This window comes from Aeromonas sp. YN13HZO-058 (assembly GCF_001921245.1).
Classification (GTDB): Bacteria; Pseudomonadota; Gammaproteobacteria; order Enterobacterales; family Aeromonadaceae; genus Aeromonas; species Aeromonas allosaccharophila.
Genome location: NZ_MQSY01000041.1, coordinates 44353 through 64109 on the forward strand (window position 1 = coordinate 44353; position 19757 = coordinate 64109).

At 62.0% G+C, this 19757-nt stretch carries 19 protein-coding genes; 3 read left to right on the top strand and 16 right to left on the bottom strand.

Translation table 11 applies throughout. The annotated features are described in order from the left end of the window. Nucleotide 1: 1 nt before the first annotated feature. The 16 genes from BSP75_RS09685 to pspA form a co-directional block, all read right to left on the bottom strand. Nucleotides 2–1240 (bottom strand): diguanylate cyclase, encoded by a 1239-nt coding sequence (locus BSP75_RS09685; protein ID WP_075113008.1) that lies wholly within the window; start codon nt 1238–1240, stop codon nt 2–4. Continuing rightward, nucleotides 1237–1758 (bottom strand): YfiR family protein, encoded by a 522-nt coding sequence (locus tag BSP75_RS09690; RefSeq protein ID WP_232100283.1) that lies wholly within the window; start codon nt 1756–1758, stop codon nt 1237–1239. Before BSP75_RS09690 ends, BSP75_RS09685 begins: the two co-directional genes overlap by 4 nt. A gap of 224 nt (nt 1759–1982) precedes the next feature. Beyond that, nucleotides 1983–3530: a transcriptional regulator TyrR gene (gene tyrR / locus BSP75_RS09695; protein ID WP_058051631.1), complete on the bottom strand. Its 1548-nt coding sequence runs from the start codon at nt 3528–3530 to the stop codon at nt 1983–1985. Between the two features lie 148 nt (nt 3531–3678). Next, on the bottom strand, nt 3679–4017 hold the full coding sequence (locus BSP75_RS09700) for a 4a-hydroxytetrahydrobiopterin dehydratase (RefSeq protein WP_058051632.1): 339 nt from the start codon (nt 4015–4017) through the stop codon (nt 3679–3681). A 63-nt stretch (nt 4018–4080) separates the two neighbouring features. Beyond that, nucleotides 4081–4875, bottom strand: a complete 795-nt coding sequence (gene phhA, locus BSP75_RS09705; RefSeq protein ID WP_075113010.1) for a phenylalanine 4-monooxygenase — start codon at nt 4873–4875, stop codon at nt 4081–4083. Nucleotides 4876–5028: 153 nt separating this feature from the next. Continuing rightward, entirely contained in the window at nt 5029–6459 is a 1431-nt protein-coding gene (locus BSP75_RS09710) for a gamma-aminobutyraldehyde dehydrogenase (protein WP_075113011.1), read from the bottom strand. A gap of 29 nt (nt 6460–6488) precedes the next feature. Beyond that, on the bottom strand, nt 6489–7316 hold the full coding sequence (locus tag BSP75_RS09715; RefSeq protein ID WP_075113012.1) for an ABC transporter permease: 828 nt from the start codon (nt 7314–7316) through the stop codon (nt 6489–6491). 35 nt (nt 7317–7351) lie between these two features. Then, the gene (locus BSP75_RS09720; RefSeq protein WP_075113013.1) at nt 7352–8320 is read right to left on the bottom strand and encodes an ABC transporter permease; all 969 of its coding nucleotides are present in this window, start codon (nt 8318–8320) and stop codon (nt 7352–7354) included. Then, on the bottom strand, nt 8317–9330 hold the full coding sequence (locus BSP75_RS09725) for an ABC transporter ATP-binding protein (protein WP_075113014.1): 1014 nt from the start codon (nt 9328–9330) through the stop codon (nt 8317–8319). The genes BSP75_RS09720 and BSP75_RS09725 overlap by 4 nt, the downstream gene beginning before the upstream one ends. A 100-nt stretch (nt 9331–9430) precedes the next feature. Then, a complete protein-coding gene (locus tag BSP75_RS09730) occupies nt 9431–10576 on the bottom strand; it encodes an ABC transporter substrate-binding protein (protein WP_075113015.1) in 1146 nt (381 codons plus the stop codon). Nucleotides 10577–10773: 197 nt separating this feature from the next. Then, the gene (locus BSP75_RS09735) at nt 10774–11697 is read right to left on the bottom strand and encodes a LysR family transcriptional regulator (RefSeq protein ID WP_005346246.1); all 924 of its coding nucleotides are present in this window, start codon (nt 11695–11697) and stop codon (nt 10774–10776) included. Nucleotides 11698–11888: 191 nt separating this feature from the next. Further along, nucleotides 11889–12920, bottom strand: a complete 1032-nt coding sequence (locus tag BSP75_RS09740; protein ID WP_075113016.1) for a TIGR01620 family protein — start codon at nt 12918–12920, stop codon at nt 11889–11891. A 67-nt stretch (nt 12921–12987) separates the two neighbouring features. Continuing rightward, nucleotides 12988–14394 carry a YcjX family protein gene (locus BSP75_RS09745; protein ID WP_075113017.1) on the bottom strand — a complete coding sequence of 469 codons (1407 nt, stop codon included), beginning with the start codon at nt 14392–14394 and terminating at the stop codon, nt 12988–12990. 144 nt (nt 14395–14538) lie between these two features. Next, a complete protein-coding gene (gene pspC, locus BSP75_RS09750; RefSeq protein WP_021231384.1) occupies nt 14539–14943 on the bottom strand; it encodes an envelope stress response membrane protein PspC in 405 nt (134 codons plus the stop codon). Beyond that, complete coding sequence (gene pspB, locus BSP75_RS09755) at nt 14940–15176, bottom strand: envelope stress response membrane protein PspB (protein WP_042022412.1); 237 nt, start codon at nt 15174–15176, stop codon at nt 14940–14942. The genes pspC and pspB overlap by 4 nt, the downstream gene beginning before the upstream one ends. A gap of 3 nt (nt 15177–15179) precedes the next feature. Further along, complete coding sequence (gene pspA, locus BSP75_RS09760; RefSeq protein ID WP_075113018.1) at nt 15180–15866, bottom strand: phage shock protein PspA; 687 nt, start codon at nt 15864–15866, stop codon at nt 15180–15182. Between the two features lie 196 nt (nt 15867–16062). Between pspA and pspF the strand changes: the two genes are divergently transcribed. From pspF to BSP75_RS09775, 3 genes are all read left to right on the top strand, one after another. After that, nucleotides 16063–17091 carry a phage shock protein operon transcriptional activator gene (gene pspF / locus BSP75_RS09765; RefSeq protein WP_075113019.1) on the top strand — a complete coding sequence of 343 codons (1029 nt, stop codon included), beginning with the start codon at nt 16063–16065 and terminating at the stop codon, nt 17089–17091. A gap of 108 nt (nt 17092–17199) precedes the next feature. Then, the gene (gene sapA, locus BSP75_RS09770) at nt 17200–18795 is read left to right on the top strand and encodes an ABC transporter substrate-binding protein SapA (RefSeq protein WP_058051640.1); all 1596 of its coding nucleotides are present in this window, start codon (nt 17200–17202) and stop codon (nt 18793–18795) included. Nucleotides 18796–18797: 2 nt separating this feature from the next. Beyond that, nucleotides 18798–19757 carry an ABC transporter permease subunit gene (locus tag BSP75_RS09775; protein ID WP_042657605.1) on the top strand — a complete coding sequence of 320 codons (960 nt, stop codon included), beginning with the start codon at nt 18798–18800 and terminating at the stop codon, nt 19755–19757.

Consider the following 19757-nt stretch of genomic DNA (forward strand, 5'->3'; position numbering starts at 1 on the left):
TTCATGCCTGTTGAGCCAGCGTGTCCGGCTCTCTGTGACGCCCCCGTTTGGTCTGATACATGGCCGCATCGGCCTGCTCACACAAGGCGCTGGCACTCATGCCCACCTGATAGATGGCAAAGCCGATGCTCACACCGGCCACCAGCTGACGCCCATCACGCAGCGCCACCGGCTCGCTCATCGCCTGCTGAATACGACCAATCACCTCTTCCACCTCATGCTGCCGCTGGAGCGGGCCAACCAGCACCGCAAACTCATCGCCACCGAGGCGAAACACCAGATCGTCCGGACGCAGCTGATGTTGCACCCGTCTCGAGAGGGCGATCAGCACATCGTCGCCGCCGTTGTGGCCGAAGGTATCGTTGATCTGCTTGAAGCGATCGCAGTCGAGATAGAGCAGCGCAAACCCCTCTTGCTCGCCAAGGGAGATGGCCTGCGCGAGTCGCGCTTCAAACAGGGCGCGATTGGGTAGACCGGTGAGGGCATCGTGGGTCGCCTGATGGAGCAGGCTGGCATTCTCGCGGGCTTGCTGAGCCTGCCAGGCTTGCAATTCATCCAGCAGGGAGTTGAAGTCATCCCCCAGCTCGTTGAGCTCGACGATATCGGCCGGTGGCGCCCGCATCCCCAGGGTGCGTTGCCGGCGTACCGAGTGGGCAACCCGTGCCAGTTTGCGCAGCGGCGAGGTGATGGAGACCTGCATCCGGCCAGCCACATAGAGTGCCACCAGTGCGCTCACCACCAGACAGACCACCATCGCCAGCAGTGCCGAGAGTAAAAACAGCAGCAGGTACTCGCCATGACCGCGTAACTCGATGGTGGCGATCTGCTCGCCGCCCCGCAGCATGGGCGTCTTGACCGGCCCCGGCATCAGCAGTTGGGCCAGATAGTCTTCGAGCGTCACCAGCGGATTGCTTCTGGGGCGCACCCAACTGGCGAGCGGTTTCCCATCGGCAAGGACGATGCGAGCCTCGGCGACCTCCTCGTGGGCGACAATCCCGCCGAGCGCCTCGCTCGCCGCCTCCTCATCGTGGAACACCACCGCCGCCTCGGCGCTGTAGCTGATGGCGCGGGCGACCAGCTCCAGATTGTGGGCGGCGTAAAAGCGCACCACCAACAGGGCAACCAGCGTAAAGAAGAGTCCCGCCACACTGACGGCTGTGATGGCGGCCACCAGATGGGTTCGCCCCAGGCTCTGACGCAGGGTCAGACGGCGGGGAGCCGCGCTCACCTGTCGTCTCATGGCACCCCCTTGTCGGCATGGGCCAGCTTGAGCACGGCGGGATGTACTCGCACGCCGCTCAACGCCAGGGCGTCTAGATTGACCTTGAAGCGCACCCGCACACTGTCTGGTGACGTCTGCAGGCAGAACACCGCACTGGTAGAGCACTCCTGGCTATATTCGCTGATGCTGAGCACCGGGTGGCCCTGCAGGCGAGTGAAGAGCGCAAGCCGGGTCTGTTCACTCACAACGCCAAGATAGAGCACATCGCAGTTATCACGGATAGCCGGATCGCTCGCTTCGTAGCGATTGACCTGAACCGTCCGACCATTGGCCTGATGCTTGATGGTAAAGAGCGCACCGGCATATTCGGTCGGTGCTGCCACACACATGCGCAACACCGCAGGCTCCGTGGGCCAGCGGGTGTAACTGAGAATATCGAGCACCAGCTCCCTGACGGCCATCGCCCGGCTCTCGGCCGCCGTTTCCGCCACCGCGCGGGGCAATAGCAACCCGAGCGCCACCAACAGGAGCGCCATGCGAATGATGGTACGGGGAAACGAGAGTAACCGCATGATCAGAGAGTGGCCACCTTGACACTACCGCAGCAGTGCACTGCAGTTCGGATAGATAAGGGTTGATAGTAAGTTGGCTGATGATTGCCTGACAAGCCTTCACCGCCCGCTATTTCTGACCGACGTATAAAACAACGAAAGAGCCCATCTGACGATGGGCTCTTTGTTCACGGGCATCAATACGCAACTTACTTCTTGCTGATACCGTACTCACGCAACTTGTTGGCGATGGCGGTGTGCGACACACCCAGGCGCTTGGCCAACTGGCGGGTCGATGGAAACGCCGGATAGAGTCGTGCCAGCAACTGGCTCTCGAAGCGCTTCACCGCATCGTCCAGATCCCCTTCGAACCACTCGTCGATGAGCGGCGCGGTATCGGCCGCCACCGGCAGATCGATCTGCTCCGGCCCCAGCTCATCCCCTTCCAGCAGGGTCATGGCGCGGTAGAGACAGTTGCGCAGTTGGCGCACGTTGCCCGGCCAGCGGTAAGCGGTCAGGTAGTCGGCCATGTTGCGGGTAAAGCGCGGACGGGGCCGCTGCAATTCGCTGGCAAAGCGGGAGACAAACTGCTGGGCCAGCACCATGATGTCCGCCTTGCGCTCGCGCAGGGGGGGTAGCGCCAGACTCAGTACGTTGAGGCGGTAGTAAAGATCCTCACGGAAGGTTCCCTCGTGCACCAGATCCAGCAACTGCTTCTGGGTGGTGCAGATGAAACGCACGTTGACCTTCACCTCCTGCTCGTCACCGACCCGGCGGAATACTCCATCCTGCAACACCCGCAAAAACTTGGTTTGCAGATGGGGAGACATGTCGCCGATCTCGTCCAGCATCAGGGTGCCGCCGCTGGCCAGCTCCAGCACGCCGCGCTTGCCTTCGGTGTTATTGCCAAAGGCGCCGGGGGCATAACCAAACAGCTCACTCTCGGCCACGTTATCGGGCATGGCGGCGCAGTTGAGGGCCATAAAGGGGTGACTGGAGCGCAGGCTGGCACCGTGACAGGCGCGGGCCAACAGCTCCTTGCCGGTGCCGGTCTCGCCGACGATCAGCAGCGGCGCGTCCTGCATCGCCAGTTTGCGCGCTTGCGACAGCACCTCTTTCATCTTGGGGCTCTCGGCCTGCAGATGCTCGAAGCCCCCCACTTCCACCGCATGGAGCGCGCTGAAGTGCAAGCCGACCCGACGGGCAGATTTGAGCACCACCACGGCCCCGGCCAGCGCCTGCTTGCCGCGGGCTTCCGCCACGAACAGCGGCATCAGATCCGCCAGATACTCTTCGCCATTGAAACTGAGCTTGCAGGTCTGCGGCTTGATCTCGCTCGCCTCCAGCCAGCGAGTGAAGGAGAAGCCCTTGACCAGCGAACCGAGCGCCACGCCGCGCACCTCCTCCACCGGCAAGCCGAGGGTGGTGAGGGCCGACTGGTTGGCCTGGGTCACCTTGCCCTTGCTGTCGAGGGAGAAGACCAGATCCGGCAGCGCCTTGAGCAGCGCCTCGATTTCGTGGTGCTCTCGCTCGGAAGGCATGTAGGGGATGGTCTTGACGTCGTAGACGCCGGGAATGCGACGGATCTCCGGCATCAGGTGCTGAAAATCACTGAACTCCAGCTCGGGAAAGTTGAGATAGATGATGCCTGAGGTATCGATTTCGATGCCGCGCAGATCGATATTGTGCTCCACCAGGCGGTCGAGCAGTTCCCGGGTCAGGCCCAGGCGGTCTTCACAGCTGACTTCAAGACGCATTCGGGACACACTTCCTAGCTAACTCTATGAATGAGCGGATAATACAGTCTCGATCCCCCCAGTGCGAGCGCCAGCCCATAAAAATGCGGGCCCGCCCCGCTTTCGCAGGCAGGCCCAAACCAGCACGAGTCACGGTTTGCGCACATCGTCAGCTGATTAATTGATCCGTGCGCGCTGCCATAATGAAGTCGTTGCGGTGTAATCCGCCGATCTTGTGGGTCCACCAGCTGACGGTCACCTTACCCCACTCGGTCAGGATGGCCGGATGGTGAAACTCCGCCTCCGCCAGTTCGCCCAGACGGTTGGTAAACGCCAGCGCCTCCTTGAAGTTGCGAAACGTAAATTCCCGCCGCAGTTGCAGCGCCCCCTCCACCACCAGCGGCTGCCAGTCGGGGATAAGCTGCATCAGCTCGCGCAGCTCCTCATCGCTCACCTTGGGGGCATCGGCACGGCACGCTTCACATTGCTGGCTGGCCAGTTCGGACATGGGTTACTCCTGCTTGAATTAATGAAAAATTAATGAATATGAAATAGGGTTGTTTGCTTTTAGTCAGCTCGCCTGCTTGCCAGCGGCAACCTCAAAGCGCGGCGGATAGAGGCCAAGCCGACTGGCCTCGGCCAGAGCAGCCATGATCTCCTCCCCGGTCAGCTGGTAGAGATGATCGAGACTCGGCAGCACAAAATAGGTGGGCTGCATGATGTCGATGCGATACGGGGTGCGCAGCACGGTCAACAGATCGAAAGGTTGCAACAGCGGCTTGCCACAGAGGGCATAGGCGGTCTCGCCGATAGAGGAGAGAATGCCGCCGCCGTAGATACGCAGCCCGTCAGGTGTCGCCAAGAGGCCAAACTCCACGGTGAACCAGTAGAGCCGCGCCAGAAAGACCCGCAGCTCCTTGCTCGCCTGCTGCCCCAACTGGCCGTAAAGGTGGGTGAAGTGGGCAAAGGCCGGATTGGTCAGCATGGCGCAGTGGCCGAAAATCTCGTGAAAGATATCGGGCTCCTGCAGGTAGTCGAGCTCGTCCCGCCGCCGGATAAAGGTCGCCACCGGAAACTGGCGATTGGCCAGCAGGGCGAAGAAGCGATCGAACGAGATGAGCGCTGGCACCGCCGCCACCGACCAGCCGGTCGCAGGCTGCAAGACGGCGTTGATCTCGGCCAGCTGGGGGATGCGATCACGGGGCAGCCCCAGTCTGTCGAGACCGGCCAGATACTCATCACACCCCTTGCCATCGAGGGCTGCGAACTGGCGCTCAATCAGGATCTGCCAGGTGCCATGCTCCTCGTTGCTGTAGTGGATCACCCCCTCAGCATCCGGCTGGTGGGCGGTATAACAGGTTGCCATAACGGTTCCATCCTCTGGCGCCACATCCAGGCGCCTTGCCGTTTCATCACGGTTTCACTGTAACGAAATGGCAACAAAAAAAGCAGCCGACCCATGAGTCGGCTGCCGGAAACAGTTGTAAACAAATTGTGACAACCCGCTAACCAATCCCCACTACAACTTGACCATGATATGGCGCGGCACCGTGTAATCCTCCAGCGCATAGAGGGAGAGATCCTTGCCGTAGCCCGACATCTTCATGCCGCCATGAGGCATCTCGGAGGTGAGCATGAAGTGGGTGTTGATCCAGGTGCAGCCATATTGCAGGTGGCTGGCCACCTTGCTGGCGAGGCTCAAATCCCGGGTCCAGACCGACGAGGCAAGACCATAGTCCGAGTCGTTGGCCCACTGCACCACCTGCTCGGCGTCGCTGAAACGGGTCACCGACACCACGGGGCCGAACACCTCGCGCCGCACGATCTCATCCTCCTGCCGAGCCCCGACAATCAGGGTCGGCTCGAAGAAGAAGCCGTTGCCGGGGCGGATCTTGCCCCCCGCCGTCACCTCCACATGGCCGCTGCTCTGGGCCCGTTCGACAAAGCTGGCAACCCGGTTGCGCTGTCTGTCCGAGATAAGCGGCCCCATCTCGACTCCCTCCTCGTACTGACTACCCACCTTGATGGAGGCCACCGCCTCGGTCATGGCGGCGACGAACTTGTCGTAGATCTTGCCCTGGGCATAGATACGGCAGGCGGCGGTGCAATCTTGCCCTGCGTTGTAGAAACCGAAGGTGCGAATACCCGCCACCACCGCCTCCAGATCCGCATCGTCGAAGATGATCACCGGCGCCTTGCCCCCCAGTTCAAGGTGGGTGCGCTTCATGGTGCGGGCGGCGCTTTGCAGGATCTTCTGGCCGGTGGCGATATCGCCGGTGAGCGACACCATCCGTACCAGCGGGTGCTCCACCAGCGGCGCGCCCACACTCTCACCTCGCCCGCAGATGACGTTGATGACGCCGCGCGGGAAGATCTCGCTGGCCAGCTCGGCAAGGCGCAGGGCGGTGAGCGGGGTCTGCTCGGAGGGTTTGAGCACCACCGTATTGCCCGCCGCCAGCACCGGCGCCATCTTCCATGCCGCCATCATCAGCGGATAGTTCCAGGGGGCGATACTGCCCACCACACCTATGGGATCACGGCGGATCATGCTGGTGTGCCCCTCGATATACTCCCCCGCCAGCGGCCCTTGCAGGCAGCGAGCCGCCCCGGCAAAGAAGCGGAAGCAGTCCACCACCGCGGGCAGCTCGTCGTTGAGCACCGCCAGATAGGGTTTGCCGCAGTTGAGGGATTCGAGCGCCGCGAACTCCTCGGCGTGGCGCTCGACGAGATCCGCCAGACGCAGCAGCAGGTTGCTGCGCTGGGCCGGGGTGGTGCGGCTCCACTGGGCGAAGGCGCGCTGGGCACCGTTCACCGCCCGGTTCACCTGTTCGAACGAAGCTTCCGGCACGGCGGCGATCTGCTCGCCGTTGGCCGGGTTGAGAATCGGTTCGGCCTGCCCCTCGCCGGTCACAAACTGGCCATCAATCAAGAGTTGGGTAGAGAGTTTCATGGTTGCATCCTTGCGCACGCGTTGAGTCATCATTTGCCACTGCCAGCGACATCATGGGTGTCGCGAGTGAGGTAGTAGGCAAGCAAAATGGGGATAGTGGTGAAGGCCACTATGATGAGGGCCACCACGTTGGTGACCGGCCTGTCTCGGGGACGGATCAGCTCCTGATACATCCAGATGGGCAGCGTGGTCTGCTGGCCCGCCGTGAAGGTGGTGACGATCACTTCGTCAAAGCTCAGGGCAAAGGCCAGCATGCCCCCCGCCAGCAGCGCCGTGGCCAGATTGGGCAGGATCACGTAGCGCAGGGTCTGGAAGCCGTCGGCCCCGAGATCCATCGACGCCTCGATGAGGCTCTGGTTGGTGCGGCGAAAACGGGCCAGCGCATTGTTGTAGACCACCACCACGCAAAAGGTGGCGTGGCCGATAACGATGGTCCAGAAGCTGAACGGGATCTCCAGCAGACCGTAGGCCGAACGCAGCGCGATACCGGTGACGATGCCGGGCAACGCGATGGGCAGCACCAGCAACAGTGACACCACCTCCTGACCGAAGAAGCGGCTGCGGGCAATGGCCCCTGCCGCCAACGTGCCGAGCACCATGGCCGCTAGCGTTGCCAGTCCCGCCACCTCCAGCGACAACTGGATGGCGCGCCACACATCGGGGCGATTGAGGGTCACCTCGAACCACTTGAGGGTGAGCCCGGGGGGCGGAAACTGGTAACTCTTGCTCTCGCTGGTGAAGGCGTAGAGGAAGATAAACAGAATGGGAAAGTGCAGGAACAAGAGCCCGCCGATGGCGGCGTACTTGAGCAGGCCCGAAGGGCGCTGTCCCTGACTGATCACTGAGCTAGCGGACATGACGGCCTCCTTGCTGCCGGTTCAAAGCGATAGGGTCAGAGCGCATCAAAAGCCCCCAGTCGTTTCGCCATCGCCAGATAGATGGCGATGATAAGGATCGGCACCAGCGAGAAGGCGGCGGCGAAGGGCAGATTGCCCGCCGTTCCCTGCTGCATGTAGACCACCTGACCGATATACATGGTCGAGTTGCCGATGATGCCGGGGATGATGTAATCACCGAGGGTCAGCGAGAAGGTGAAGATGGAGCCCGCCACCACACCGGGCAACGCCAGCGGCAGGATCAGGTTGCGAAAGGTCTGGGCGGGTGTCGCCCCCAGATCGCTGCTCGCCTCCAAGAGGGAGCGCGGAATACGCTCCACTGCCGCCTGAATAGGCAGGATCATGAAGGGCAGCCAGACGTAGACGAACACGATAAAGGTGCCGAGCCGCGAGAAGGAGAGCGACGGGCCCCCAATCACCGGCAGGGAGAGGATGGCATCAAGCAGCCACTCCAGCCCCATACTGTGCGCCAACCAGCTGATGACACCCTCCTTGGCCAAGATCAGCTTCCAGGCATAGACCCGCACCAGATAGCTGGACCAGAGCGGCAACATGATCCCCACATAGAACAGCGCCCGGGTCTTGCCACTGGTGTAGCGTGCCATGTAGTAGGCAACCGGAAAACCGAGCAGGGCGCAGGCCAGGGTCACCAGCAGCGACATGCCGACGGTGCGACCGATCACATCCAGATTCTCCGGCCGCAACAGGGCGACGAAATTTTGCAGCCCCAGCTCATGGCGCACCTGACCGCTGAACTCGTCCAGCCCGAACAGGGAGTTGGAGAGCAGCATCAGCAAGGAGCCGACATAGATGATGCCGAGCCACAGCAGCGGCGGCCCCAACAGGATCGCCAGCAGCAGGCCGGGTCGGCCATAGAGCAGGGTCGAGAGGCGCCGTAGCGGCCTGAAACGGGCAGGGTCGGGCTGATGGTTCATGGCAAGACTCGCACTGTGAGGGGCACTCATGGCTGCGCCCCTTGATGAGTGGCGCTCAGGCGATGGATGGCCTGCTCCGGCCAGCTGAGGCTGACCTGGGTACCACGGCTCAGGCGGGCCTGCCCCTCATTGGGATGGTTGACGATGATCTCGATCTGCTCCCCGAGGCTAACCCGATAACGGACAAAGGGGCCCAGATACTCCACTTCGCGGATCTCCCCCGACCAGCCCGGCGTGCCCGCCTCACCGAGCCGGATCCGTTCCGGGCGCACCATCATCTGGCTGCCGTCACCGCACAGCCGTCTGGCCTGCTCCCCTTCGAACAGATTGACGGTGCCGACGAAGCGGGCCACAAACGGCGTCGCCGGAGCGTCGTAGATGGTATCGGGCGCGGCAATCTGCTCGATCTTGCCCTGACTGAAGATGCAGATCCGGTCGCTCATGGAGAGCGCTTCCTGCTGATCGTGGGTGACGAAGATAAAGGTGATGCCAAGCTGGCGTTGCAGCGCCTTGAGCTCAAGCTGCATCTGCTCGCGCAGCTTGAGATCGAGGGCGCCCAGCGGCTCATCCAGCAGCAGGATGCGCGGCTGGTTGATAAGGGCCCGGGCGATGGCGATGCGCTGGCGCTGGCCGCCGGAGAGCTGGCTCGGGCGGCGCTTGCCGACCCCGGGCAATCGCACCAGCTCCAGCATCTCGTCCACCTTGCGGTAGCGCTCCGTCTTGGCGACCCCCTTGAGCATCAGGCCATAGCCGATGTTGTCGCGCACATCCATGTTGGGAAACAGGGCATAGTCCTGAAATACGGTGTTGAGGTTGCGATCATAGGGCGGCACGGTGGAGCAGGGTTCGCCAAACAGGCGGATCTCCCCGTCGCTCGGGTACTCGAAGCCCGCGATCATCCGCAGGCAGGTGGTCTTGCCGGAACCGCTCGGCCCCAGCAAGGTAAAGAATTCCCCGGAGGGGATCTGGAAAGAGATGTCATCGACCGCCTTCGCCTCGCCATAGTGGCGACTGACCCGGTCAAATTGTACGGCGTTCATGGGGCGTCCTTGTCTGTACTGGGATGGGCCGGACTCCTGTCCGGCCCGCTTGATTATCCGGTTTGGGCGGTTGTGCAGAGGAGGCGCGGCTCACCCCGCCTTAGCGACCACCCAGAATGGCGATATAGTCGGAAACCCAGCGGTAATAGGGCACGCAAGTTCCCTGGCTCTTGCACTGGGAGACCGGAGTGCGCCAGAAACGAACCCGATCGAAGTTGTCGATACCGTTGGTTTTGCACCCGGTCGGGCCAAGCAGGGCATTGCCCTCGCAGGCGGCAGGCACCACAGGCACAGAGCCAAACCAGGAGGCGAGATCCCCCTGCAGCTTGTTGTTCAGGGAGTGCTCCAGCCACTTGTAAGCGCAGGTGAGGTTCTTGGCATCGCTGTGCACCATGCTGGTATCGGCCCAACCGGTGACACCCTCTTTGGGCACAGTGGTGGCGATAGGTTGCTTGTCGGCGATCAGGGTATTGGCCTGGAACGGCCAGGAGCCTGACGCGACCACCCCTTCGTTTTTGAAGTCATCGATCTGTACGAAAGCATCATGCCAGTAGCGTCCCACCAGCTGGCGCTGCTTGCGCAGCAGATCGAGGGAGGCCTTGTACTGATCCTCGTTCAGCTCGTAAGGATCCTTGATGCCAAGGGCGGGCTGATGGGTCATCAGATAGAGGGCGGCATCGGCGATGTGGATCGGGCCGTCAAAGGCCTGCACCCGCCCCTTGTTGGACTTGCCATCCGCCAGGGTCTGCTCCTCGAACACCACGTTCCAGGAGTCCGGTGCCTTGGGGAACACCTTGGTGTTGTACATCAGGATATTGCCGCCCCACTGGTAGGGCACGCCGTAGTGCTTGCCATCCACCGTGTGCCAGGGGGCGTTTTGCAGCCGGGGATCAATCTTGCTGTAGCTCGGGATGAGCGCCAGATTGAGCGGCTGCACCTTGCCACCGGCAATCAGACGCAGACTGGCATCGCCGGAGGCGGTCACCAGATCGAAGCCCCCCTCGTTCATCAGCGCCACCATCTCGTCCGAGGTGGCCGCCGTCTTGACGCTCACCTTGCAGCCGGTCTCTTTTTCGAAGCCGGTCACCCAGTCGTAGTTCTTATCGGTCTCGCCACGTTCGACGTAGCCAGCCCAGGCCACGATATTGAGCTGGCCTTCACCCTTGCCGAGCTCGGTCGGGGCAGCCTGGGTCTGGCCTGCCAGCAGCGCCGGAACAAGAGCCAGCATCAGAGGGATCAATTTCATCATGCACTCCTTGCATTGTGTTGACTTGCATCAGGTGAAGGAACGCCGCCATGGGCGTTAACATCCTGTTAACCAGCAATGAGCTTAGGGGAGTGGCAATACGATGAATATTTCAATTTTTGGTGGCTCAGATATCAGCTAAATCGATATCGAGTGCAGATGAATCTGATTTTTGGTGGCAACCCAGCAAGAGATGGCTAGCGAGGGAGCGCCTGACGGGCCCGCAACCGGCTCTGATCCCGCGCGATATCGATAAATTCCCGCGCCGTCCAATCCAGCCGAGAACCACGGCGCCACACCAGCCCGATATCGATGGCGGGAATGGGCTCCTTGATGGGGCGCGCCTCGACCCGCTCCTGCTCCAGCGACCAGGGGCGATAGGCAAAATCGGGCAGCAGGGCAACCCCGAGCTGGCTGGCGACCAGACTGCGCACCGCCTCCACCGACGCAGTGCGCAGCACGATGCGGGGGGAGATGCCGTAGCGGCGCAGGCCGCCACCGATGATCTGATCGAGCTGATCGGCGGTCAGCGAGATCATCGGCTCCTCCCCCAGCGCCGTCAGGGAGAGGGTCGACTCGGCGCAGAGCGGGTGGTTGGCGGCCAGCCAGAGCCGCAACGGCGAGCGGGTCAGCAGCTCGGTATCAAACGCCTCTTGCCGGATGGTGCGGTTGGTCATCAGGATCCCCACATCCACCTCGCCGTTGACGATCTGATGCTCCAGAAAAGGCTGTTCATCCTCCTTCACCTCGATCTGTACCGCCGGAAAGGCGCGGCGAAAGCGGCCGAGCGCCTCCGACAGGTAGTAACCCGCCACCAGGGTGGTCACACCGATGGTGAGCCGCCCCTGATCCTGCTGGGCCACCGCTTTGAGGGAGTGGCTCGCCTCGGTCATGGCGCCGAGAATGCGGCGGGCGTGGAGCAAAAACTGGTGGCCCTGAGTGGTGAGGGTAACGCCGCGCGGGTTGCGCTCGAATAGCGGGGCGCCCAGTTCGGTCTCCAGCTCGCGAATGGCGCTGGTCACCGCAGACTGGGAGATATGCAGCTCGGCGGCGGCGCGGCTCACTGAAAAGCTGTCGGCCACGGCCACGAAATAACGGATCTGGCGGAAGGTAAAGTTCATCGGGCATCCTTGCCGATTAGTACGATTGGTGTGATTGATACGATTGACTGCCAGCTTAACCGTAAACGGGCGCCTCGCCAAAGTCGGGCCATGCAGCCAAATCAATGACCTGCCGATTAAAACCATGCCCCTGCGGCTTGGCGAGCACGACAGGGGCATGGGTCATCGCAGCAAGGTGTCGCCAGTGGCGATCAGGATTTGTTGAGATACCCCGCCAGCTGGCCGATCAGCCGCTTGCGCAGCTCGCCCAGTTTGGGTTTCTCGTCCGCACACCATGGCAGCGGGCGGCACGCCTCTATGGTGCGCAGGCCAAGGCGGGCGGTGAGCAGCCCCGCCCCCACCCCTTGCGCGGCGCGGGCGGAGAGCTTGGCGGTGAGCTCGGCCCCCAGCAAGTCCATCCCCACCTCGGTCACCAGCTCGGTGGCACCGGCGTAGAGCATGTTGCGAAACACCTGACGGATCAGACGAATGCGGCTCCAGTAGCCAAGCTCGATGGCGTAGACATCGGCGATATCCTCGATCATCCGCAGGTTGCGCCACAGCATCAGCATCATATCGACGGTAGCGAGCGGGCTTAGCGCCACCAGCACCGCGGCCTCCCCCGACCATTTGGCGACCCGCGCCTGCGCCAGCTTGTCGCGCTCGCTCAGTACCAGCTGACTGTAGAGGGTCAGGACCTCCCGATCGCTGTGGCTCTCGTCGAGCTGGGCCAGCCAGCTTTGATACCCCTCGCGCCCCTTGTCGCCACTTTTGACCGCCAACCCTTCGCAGAAGGCTTGCCCCTGCCCGACTCCCTGATGAGCCAGCAGATCTTCTGCTCGCGAGCGCACATCCTGACGCCGCTTGAGGGTGCGCAGTCGCAACCACTCGCGCCCCACCACGCTGGAGGTCCCCGCAGCGACCAGCGCCGAGGCCGCCAGCCAGGCACTACCCCACAGCGGAGTAGTGAGGAATTGGTCGTAAAGAAAGGCGCCATATTGGCCCAACGAGAGCAGACCGACTGCCCCCAGCCCCCACGCCAACAGCCGATGGCGGCGGCGCGGTTTGATGACGAGGGCACTCTCCACCTCGGTGAGCTCGTCCAGCTCGTCGAGGCGCTCGAAGCTCGCCTCCTCCAGCCGCTGGGCGGGTGCGGGTGGTCGCTCGTCACTGGCCACCGTCAAGGCAGGCTCAAGGATCACCTTGCCCTGCAGCGGCGGCCGCTCTTTTATCTGATCGTTCATCGCATTGTTCTCCTGTGCACGGCTTCCTGTATGCGCCCTTCGGCTCAGGTGCCAAGACCGCACACCGTTATTCGAGGTGATCCCCGAGCAGAAACTCCAGCGCTGCATCGAGCCGGATATGGGGCAGCGCCTGATGGGCGCTCATGGGCATGGGGCGAAACGCCTGAAAATCAAAGCCCTGACTGTTCCACCACTGCGCTGGCGGAATATGGGGCGGCACCTCCCCCGGGAACAGCAGCAGCGGCTCACCCTCAAGACTGGTGCCACGGATGGCGGGGAACTCGCGGCCATTGGCCACCCCCTTGCCCACCTCGGTTGCCTTGATGGCGGCGAGCGCCAGACATTCGGTGGTGATCCCCTCAAAACGGGCCTGCCCGCGGCCGCTGCGTACCAGATGCTGGAGCAGGGAGACCATGGGCGCATGCTGCTCGGGGGTGACGTGATCGGCCTTGCTCGCCACAAACAGCAGCTTGTCGATACGGGGCGAGAAGAGTCGCCGCCACCAGTTGCTCTTGCCGTAGGCAAAGCTCTCCATGATGCGAGCGATAGCCTGCTGCATATCGCCAAAGCTGGCCGCGCCGGCGTTGAGGGGCTGCAGGCAATCCACCAGCACGATCTGACGATCAAAACCGGCAAAGTGCTGCTGATAAAAACCCTGCACCAGATGCTGTTTGTACTGCTCGAAGCGCTGCTTGAGGGTGGCGTAGAGGGTGCCATCGGCGGGTTCGCTGGCAGGCATCTCCCACACCCAGGGGACAAATTGCAGCATGGGGGCACCGGCATACTCCCCCGGCAAGACGAAGCGGCCGGGCTGAATGAGGTGCAATCCCAGCTCCTGTTTGCAGGCATGAAGATAGGCGGTGTAACGCTCGGCCAGCTCAGCCACCGGCCGCTCTTCGAAGCGCTGATCGGCCTGCCACCCGGGTGTCAGCCAGCTAGCGGCGAGTGCTTGCAGCTCTGGGCGACGCAGCTGCTCACGCACCTGTTCACTCCACTGCTCGTAGTTCATCTCAAGGAGCGGCAAGTCGAGCAGCCACTCCCCGGGGTAGTCCACCAGATCCACATAGAGGGTGGAGATCTCCCCCAAATGTTTGCGCAGGGGGTGGCGAGTGCGATAGCGGATTTCGAGGCGCACCTCGGCCACGCCGCGGGTGGGCTCGGGCCAGGCCGGTGGATCGCCAAACAGGGAGTCGAGGCCACGCTCGTAGGCAAAGGTGGGAATATGGGCATTGAGCTGCGGCACCCGGCGGGCACCGAGGATGCGCCCCTGACGCAGGGCATCCCACAACGGCAAACGGCCATCGATGGCCGCGTGTTCCAGCTGGTTGACCAGCGCCGTGATAAAGGCGGTCTTGCCGCTGCGAGAGAGGCCGGTCACCGCCAGCCGGATATGGCGATCCCGCACCCGGTTCACCACGTCGTTCGCCTTGTGTTGCAGGCGAGTCAACTTCTGTTCCAGTTTATTGAGTATCAAGGCTTGATCCGTTCTCCCTTGGTGGTTGCATCTGGCGTGATCGGTCTTGCGAGAGGTCGACCCTTATCCACGTCTGGATAGTTGGCGTCGATGGTGGCGCATCACAGAAGACTCCACCATCGACATTGAGTGCTTGAGCAAGAACTACAGCTTGCGAAATTCCCGCTGCAGGGTGAACTCCCTGGAGGTCACCAGCTTCTCGATCCGCTGAACTCTCGGCTCCAGCGCGTCAAGTTCCTGCGCGATACGGCCCAGCGCCTGATGAGGGGTGACACCTGCCTGCCAGCTGCGCGCCTTCATCCGCACCTCGGCAAAGTCGGCATCCTCTTGCGAATAGAGGGTGACCGGCTTTTTATCGAGCAAGAACCAGGCGGCGATATAGGCGGTGAAGGTGATGAAACCGGCGAAGATAAGGCCACTGATGGCGAGCAGCCGCACGATCCAGGTCTCTACCCCGAAGTACTCTGCCAAACCGGCACAGATCCCGGCTATCTTGCCGCGCTGGGGATCGCGATAGAGGTTACGCCCTTCACGACTGACACTGCTCATACCTTGTTCCTCCAACCGGGTACTTCCGCATCCAGAATCGACTCCAGCGCCCCTACTCGCTCCTGCATCTTCTCGGCACGACCGAGTAACCCTTGCAGTTGTTCGCGCTCGCTATCGGCGAGACCGGCGCCAATCCGCCCCTTGGCACGATAGTGCAGCACCAGCCAGATGGGAGCCACCACCACCATGAAGACCACCATGGGAACCATCAATACGCCCAGCAGATCTTCCATCTGTTACTCCCCCTGTTTGCCTTCGCTCTTGCTGTCGCCCTGGCCCAGCTTCTGGCGCATTGCTTCCAGCTCTTTGCTTATCTGATCGTCCACTTCCAGCTCGGCAAACTGCTGCGCCAGCGCCTTGTCGGACTGTCCCAGATCGGCGCGTGCTTCCATTTCGTCGATACGACGCTCCATCCGCTCGAACTTGCTCACCACCGCCTGACTGTCACCACGGGCTACCTGGCTCTGCACGTTGAGACGGCTGCTGGCCGCTTCGGTGCGAATGGCCATCGCCTTTTGACGGGCGCGGGCATCTTCCAGTTTGGCTTCGAGCTGGCGGATCTCCTCACCCAGCTTCTCGATGCCGCTGTCGACCGCCTGCTGCTCGCGGTAGAGGGTCTCTGACAACTCGGTCTGCTTTTTCTTCTCGATAAGCGCAGCGCGGGCCAAGTCTTCACGTCCCTTGGTCAGGGCCAGCTCGGCCTTGGCTTGCCACTCGTCGACCCGCTCCTGATGACGGGCGACCTGACGGCCAATCTCTTTCTGGCTGGCGAGGAAGCGGGCCAGATTGGAGCGCTCCTTGACCAACTCATCTTCCATCTCCTGGATGATCAGGCGCACCATCTTCTGGGGATCTTCTGCCTTGTCGAGCAGGGCCGTCAGGTTGGAATTGATGATGTCGGCCAGACGGGAAAAAATACTCATGATTGCACTCCTGTTATTGGCATGGCGTTGTTTCTCCATTGACAATGGCAACTTGTGTGCCAATCTGGAACAAAATTTAACTTGTTGATTTATATGGGGCAGAATAACCGGATTGCAAGATGTCTCGCGCAAGTGATGATTAAATTCACCAACTTTTGGTAAGATTGACCAGCTTTTACAACTGACAGGGATCACTATGACCACGGCCACGGAAAGCCTGCTGGGGGAATCCAACGCATTTCTCGAGATCATTGAGCAGGCCTCACGGCTCGCCCCGCTGCGCAAACCCGTGCTGATCATCGGTGAGCGGGGGACGGGCAAGGAGCTGATCGCCCACCGCCTACATTATCTCTCGGCGCGCTGGGATCAAAGCTTTGTCACCATCAACTGCGCCACCTTAAGCGAGAGCCTGCTGGAGACCGAGCTGTTCGGTCACGAAGCGGGCTCCTTTACCGGCGCTGCCAAGCGCCATCAGGGCCGCTTCGAGCGGGCCGATGGCGGCACCCTGTTCCTTGACGAGCTGGCCACCACCAGCGCCCGGGTGCAGGAGAAGCTGCTGCGAGTCATCGAGTATGGCGAGTTCGAGCGGGTGGGTGGGGCCAAGCCCCTCAAGGTGGATGTGCGGCTGGTCTGCGCCACCAACGAGGATCTCCCTGCGCTGGCTGACAAGGGGCAGTTTCGCCACGATCTGCTCGATCGGCTCGCATTTGATGTGATCACCCTCCCCCCCTTGCGGGAGCGGCGGGAAGATATCCTGATGCTGGCGGAGCACTTCGCCCACAGCATGACCCGGGAGCTGGGCTATCCGCTGTTTGCCGGTTTCTCGCGCAAGGCGACCCAGTTGCTGCTGGATTACCACTGGCCGGGCAACGTGCGGGAGCTGAAGAACGTGGTGGAGCGCAGTATCTATCGTCAGGGCAATCCCCAGTTGCCGCTCTCGACGCTGGTGCTCAACCCGTTTGATTCCCCCTGGCGACCACTGGCTACGCAACCTGCGCAAGAGGCCCGAAGCGAGGTACAATCCGCATCCCCCCTCACCCTGCCGCTCGATCTCAAGCAGGCGGTGGCGGAATACGAGATTAATTTACTCAAGCAAGCGATGCAGCAATCCCAGTATAATCAGCGCAAAGCCGCTCAACTGCTGGCCTTAAGCTATCACCAGTTCCGTGGCATGCTACGCAAGTATCAGCTGCTGGATGGCGATAACGATGCAGAACAAGAGTGAAGGAGCGCGGTTGATGCCGACTCCAGCAACACGCCAGCCTTCGCGCTGGCACATTTGTATCAAAACGTGCGTACAAAATCCCTATAAGAACATGGTTCAACAATGAGAATGCTCACACCCTTGCTACTGGGTCTGCTGGTGCTGGTCACCGGCTGCCAGAAGCAACCCGAGGCCTCCAAAACCGGACTCATCTATTGTGCTGAGGGCTCCCCCCTCTCCTTCAATCCCCATGTTTCCAACTCCGGGGTTACGCTGGATGCCAGTGCCCGTCCGCTCTACGACCGCCTGCTGGAGGTGAACCCCAACACCCTGGCGCTGGAGCCGGCGCTCGCCACCCACTGGCAGATCAGCGAAGATGGCCTCACCTATACCCTGACCCTGCGCAAGGGGGTGACGTTTCACCATACCCCCTGGTTCAAGCCCACCCGCACCTTCAATGCCGATGACGTGGTCTTCACCTATGCCCGCCAGCTTGACGAGCAGCACCCCTATCACAATGTCTCCGGCGGGGATTACCCCTACTTCTACAGCCTGGGACAAGACCTGCTGATCAAGCGGGTGAGCAAGAAGGGGCCGCAAACGGTGGTATTCGAGCTGAACCAGCCGAACGCCTCCTTCCTCGCCACCCTGGCCAGCGACTATGCGGTGATCCTCTCCGCTGAATACGCCGAGCAGATGTTGCAGGCGGGCACGCCAGCCCTGCTGGATAGCCGCCCCATCGGCACCGGCCCGTTCAGCTTCAAGGAGTATCGCCACAACGAGTTCATCCGCTATCTGCGCCACCCCGGCTACTGGGGCGGCGATGCCAAGATTGAACAGCTGGTCTACGACATCACCCCCAAATCCGCCAAACGGCTGGCCAAGCTGCTGACCGGCGAGTGCGACGTGATGAGCACCCCTTCCGCCAGCCAGCTCTCGGTGATCAAGCAAAATCCGGAGCTGAGCCTCTCGGTCCAGTCGGGGATGAACGTCGCCTTTTTGGCCCTCAATACCCGCAAGCCGCCGTTCAACAACGTCAAGGTGCGGCAGGCCATTGCCAGCGCCATCAATATCGACAACCTGCTGCAGGCGGTCTATTTCGATACCGGTCTGCCCGCCAACAGCCTGCTGCCGCCCCTCTCATGGGGTTACAACCCCAGCCTGCCCGAGCGCAAACCCGATCTGAAACGGGCACGCCAGCTGCTCAAGGAGGCGGGACTGGAGAAAGGGTTCGAGATGCAGGTGCTGGTACAACCGGACGCCCGCCCCTACAACCCGGATGCGGTCAAGACTGCCCAGCTGATCCGCAGCGATCTGGCCAAGGTCGGGATCAAGCTCAAGATCGTGCAACGGGAGTGGCCGGTGATCGAAGGCCGTCTCACCAAGGGGCAGTACGACAGCCTGCTCTCCGGCTGGATTGCCGACAACGCCGACCCGGACAACTTCTTCCGCCAGCTGCTGAGCTGCTCGGCGGTGGAGCGGGGCAACAACTACAGCCGCTGGTGCAGCCCGGCCTTCGACCAGCTGCTGGATGATGCGGTCACCACGCCCCAGCTCTCATTCCGGCTGCGCAACTACTACTATGCCCAGACCCTGCTCAACGAACAGCTGCCGCTGATCCCTCTAGCGCACGCCTTGCGTACCCAGGTCAGCCGCAGTGACATCGAGGGGCTGACGCTGATGCCCTTTGGCGGCACCTCCTTCAACCAGGCTCACAGGGAGTAAGCATGCTTCTATACACCTTGCGCCGCATCAACCTGCTGCTCATCACCCTGCTGGCGCTGACCTTCGTCGCCTATCTGCTGGACTATCGGCTGATCGGCCATCAGATCAGCTTCTGGAGCGGTTATCCCGACTTCCTGCGCCGCATTTTCGCAGGTGATCTGGGGCTCTCCAGCGTCTCCGGGCTGCCGGTGCTGGACGAGATCCGCCACTACTTCCCGGCGACCCTGATCCTCTGTCTGGCGGCGTTTGCCATCTCGCTGCTGGTGGGTATTCCCCTCGGCACCTTGGCGGCCCTGTCACAGGGCAAGACGCTGGATCTCTCCATCATGACCGCCGGTCTGATCGGCTATGCGGTGCCAGTGTTCTGGCTGGCGCTGCTGGTGGTTATGCTCTTTTCGCTAGACCTTGGCTGGCTACCCGCATCGGGTCAGATCAGCCTGCTCTATGACGTGCCGCCCATCACGGGGATCGCGGTGATCGATGTGCTGCTCAGCCACGAGCCCTGGCGGCAAGCGGCGCTGCACGATGCCCTGCGCCACCTGATCCTCCCGTCACTGGTGCTGGCGGTGGTGCCCACCACCGAGGTGATCCGCCATGTGCGCAGCTCCCTCATCGACGTGATGAAGCAAAACTACATCAAGGCGGCGGCGAGCCGGGGTCTTTCCAAGGCGCAGATCGTCTGGCGCCATGGTCTCAAGAACGCCCTGCCGCCGGTACTGCCGCTGCTGGGTCTGCAACTGGGCAGCGTGCTCACCTCCGCCATGATCACCGAGGTGGTGTTCGAGTGGCACGGGATCGGCCGCTGGCTCATCAGCAGCATCGCCCTGCAGGATTACGCCGCCATTCGCGGCGCGACCCTGGTGGTCGCCAGTTTTGTGATCCTGACCAGCGTCAGCACCGAGTTGCTGACCACCCTTATCTATCCGGCACGGCGCAAAGAGTTGTATGCCAAACAAGATTGA

Coding starts and splice junctions, on each gene's coding strand:
- BSP75_RS09735 (WP_005346246.1), bottom strand. CDS start 11,697: ATGAACTTTACCTTCCGCCAGATCCGTTATTTCGTGGCCGTGGCCGAC.
- pspC (WP_021231384.1), bottom strand. CDS start 14,943: ATGAGCAGTGTCAGTCGTGAAGGGCGTAACCTCTATCGCGATCCCCAG.
- BSP75_RS09775 (WP_042657605.1), top strand. CDS start 18,798: ATGCTTCTATACACCTTGCGCCGCATCAACCTGCTGCTCATCACCCTG.
- pspB (WP_042022412.1), bottom strand. CDS start 15,176: ATGGAAGATCTGCTGGGCGTATTGATGGTTCCCATGGTGGTCTTCATG.
- BSP75_RS09725 (WP_075113014.1), bottom strand. CDS start 9,330: ATGAACGCCGTACAATTTGACCGGGTCAGTCGCCACTATGGCGAGGCG.
- sapA (WP_058051640.1), top strand. CDS start 17,200: ATGCTCACACCCTTGCTACTGGGTCTGCTGGTGCTGGTCACCGGCTGC.
- pspA (WP_075113018.1), bottom strand. CDS start 15,866: ATGAGTATTTTTTCCCGTCTGGCCGACATCATCAATTCCAACCTGACG.
- BSP75_RS09715 (WP_075113012.1), bottom strand. CDS start 7,316: ATGTCCGCTAGCTCAGTGATCAGTCAGGGACAGCGCCCTTCGGGCCTG.
- BSP75_RS09720 (WP_075113013.1), bottom strand. CDS start 8,320: ATGAGTGCCCCTCACAGTGCGAGTCTTGCCATGAACCATCAGCCCGAC.
- BSP75_RS09730 (WP_075113015.1), bottom strand. CDS start 10,576: ATGAAATTGATCCCTCTGATGCTGGCTCTTGTTCCGGCGCTGCTGGCA.
- pspF (WP_075113019.1), top strand. CDS start 16,063: ATGACCACGGCCACGGAAAGCCTGCTGGGGGAATCCAACGCATTTCTC.
- BSP75_RS09710 (WP_075113011.1), bottom strand. CDS start 6,459: ATGAAACTCTCTACCCAACTCTTGATTGATGGCCAGTTTGTGACCGGC.
- phhA (WP_075113010.1), bottom strand. CDS start 4,875: ATGGCAACCTGTTATACCGCCCACCAGCCGGATGCTGAGGGGGTGATC.
- BSP75_RS09685 (WP_075113008.1), bottom strand. CDS start 1,240: ATGAGACGACAGGTGAGCGCGGCTCCCCGCCGTCTGACCCTGCGTCAG.
- BSP75_RS09740 (WP_075113016.1), bottom strand. CDS start 12,920: ATGAACGATCAGATAAAAGAGCGGCCGCCGCTGCAGGGCAAGGTGATC.
- BSP75_RS09690 (WP_232100283.1), bottom strand. CDS start 1,758: ATGGCGCTCCTGTTGGTGGCGCTCGGGTTGCTATTGCCCCGCGCGGTG.
- tyrR (WP_058051631.1), bottom strand. CDS start 3,530: ATGCGTCTTGAAGTCAGCTGTGAAGACCGCCTGGGCCTGACCCGGGAA.
- BSP75_RS09700 (WP_058051632.1), bottom strand. CDS start 4,017: ATGTCCGAACTGGCCAGCCAGCAATGTGAAGCGTGCCGTGCCGATGCC.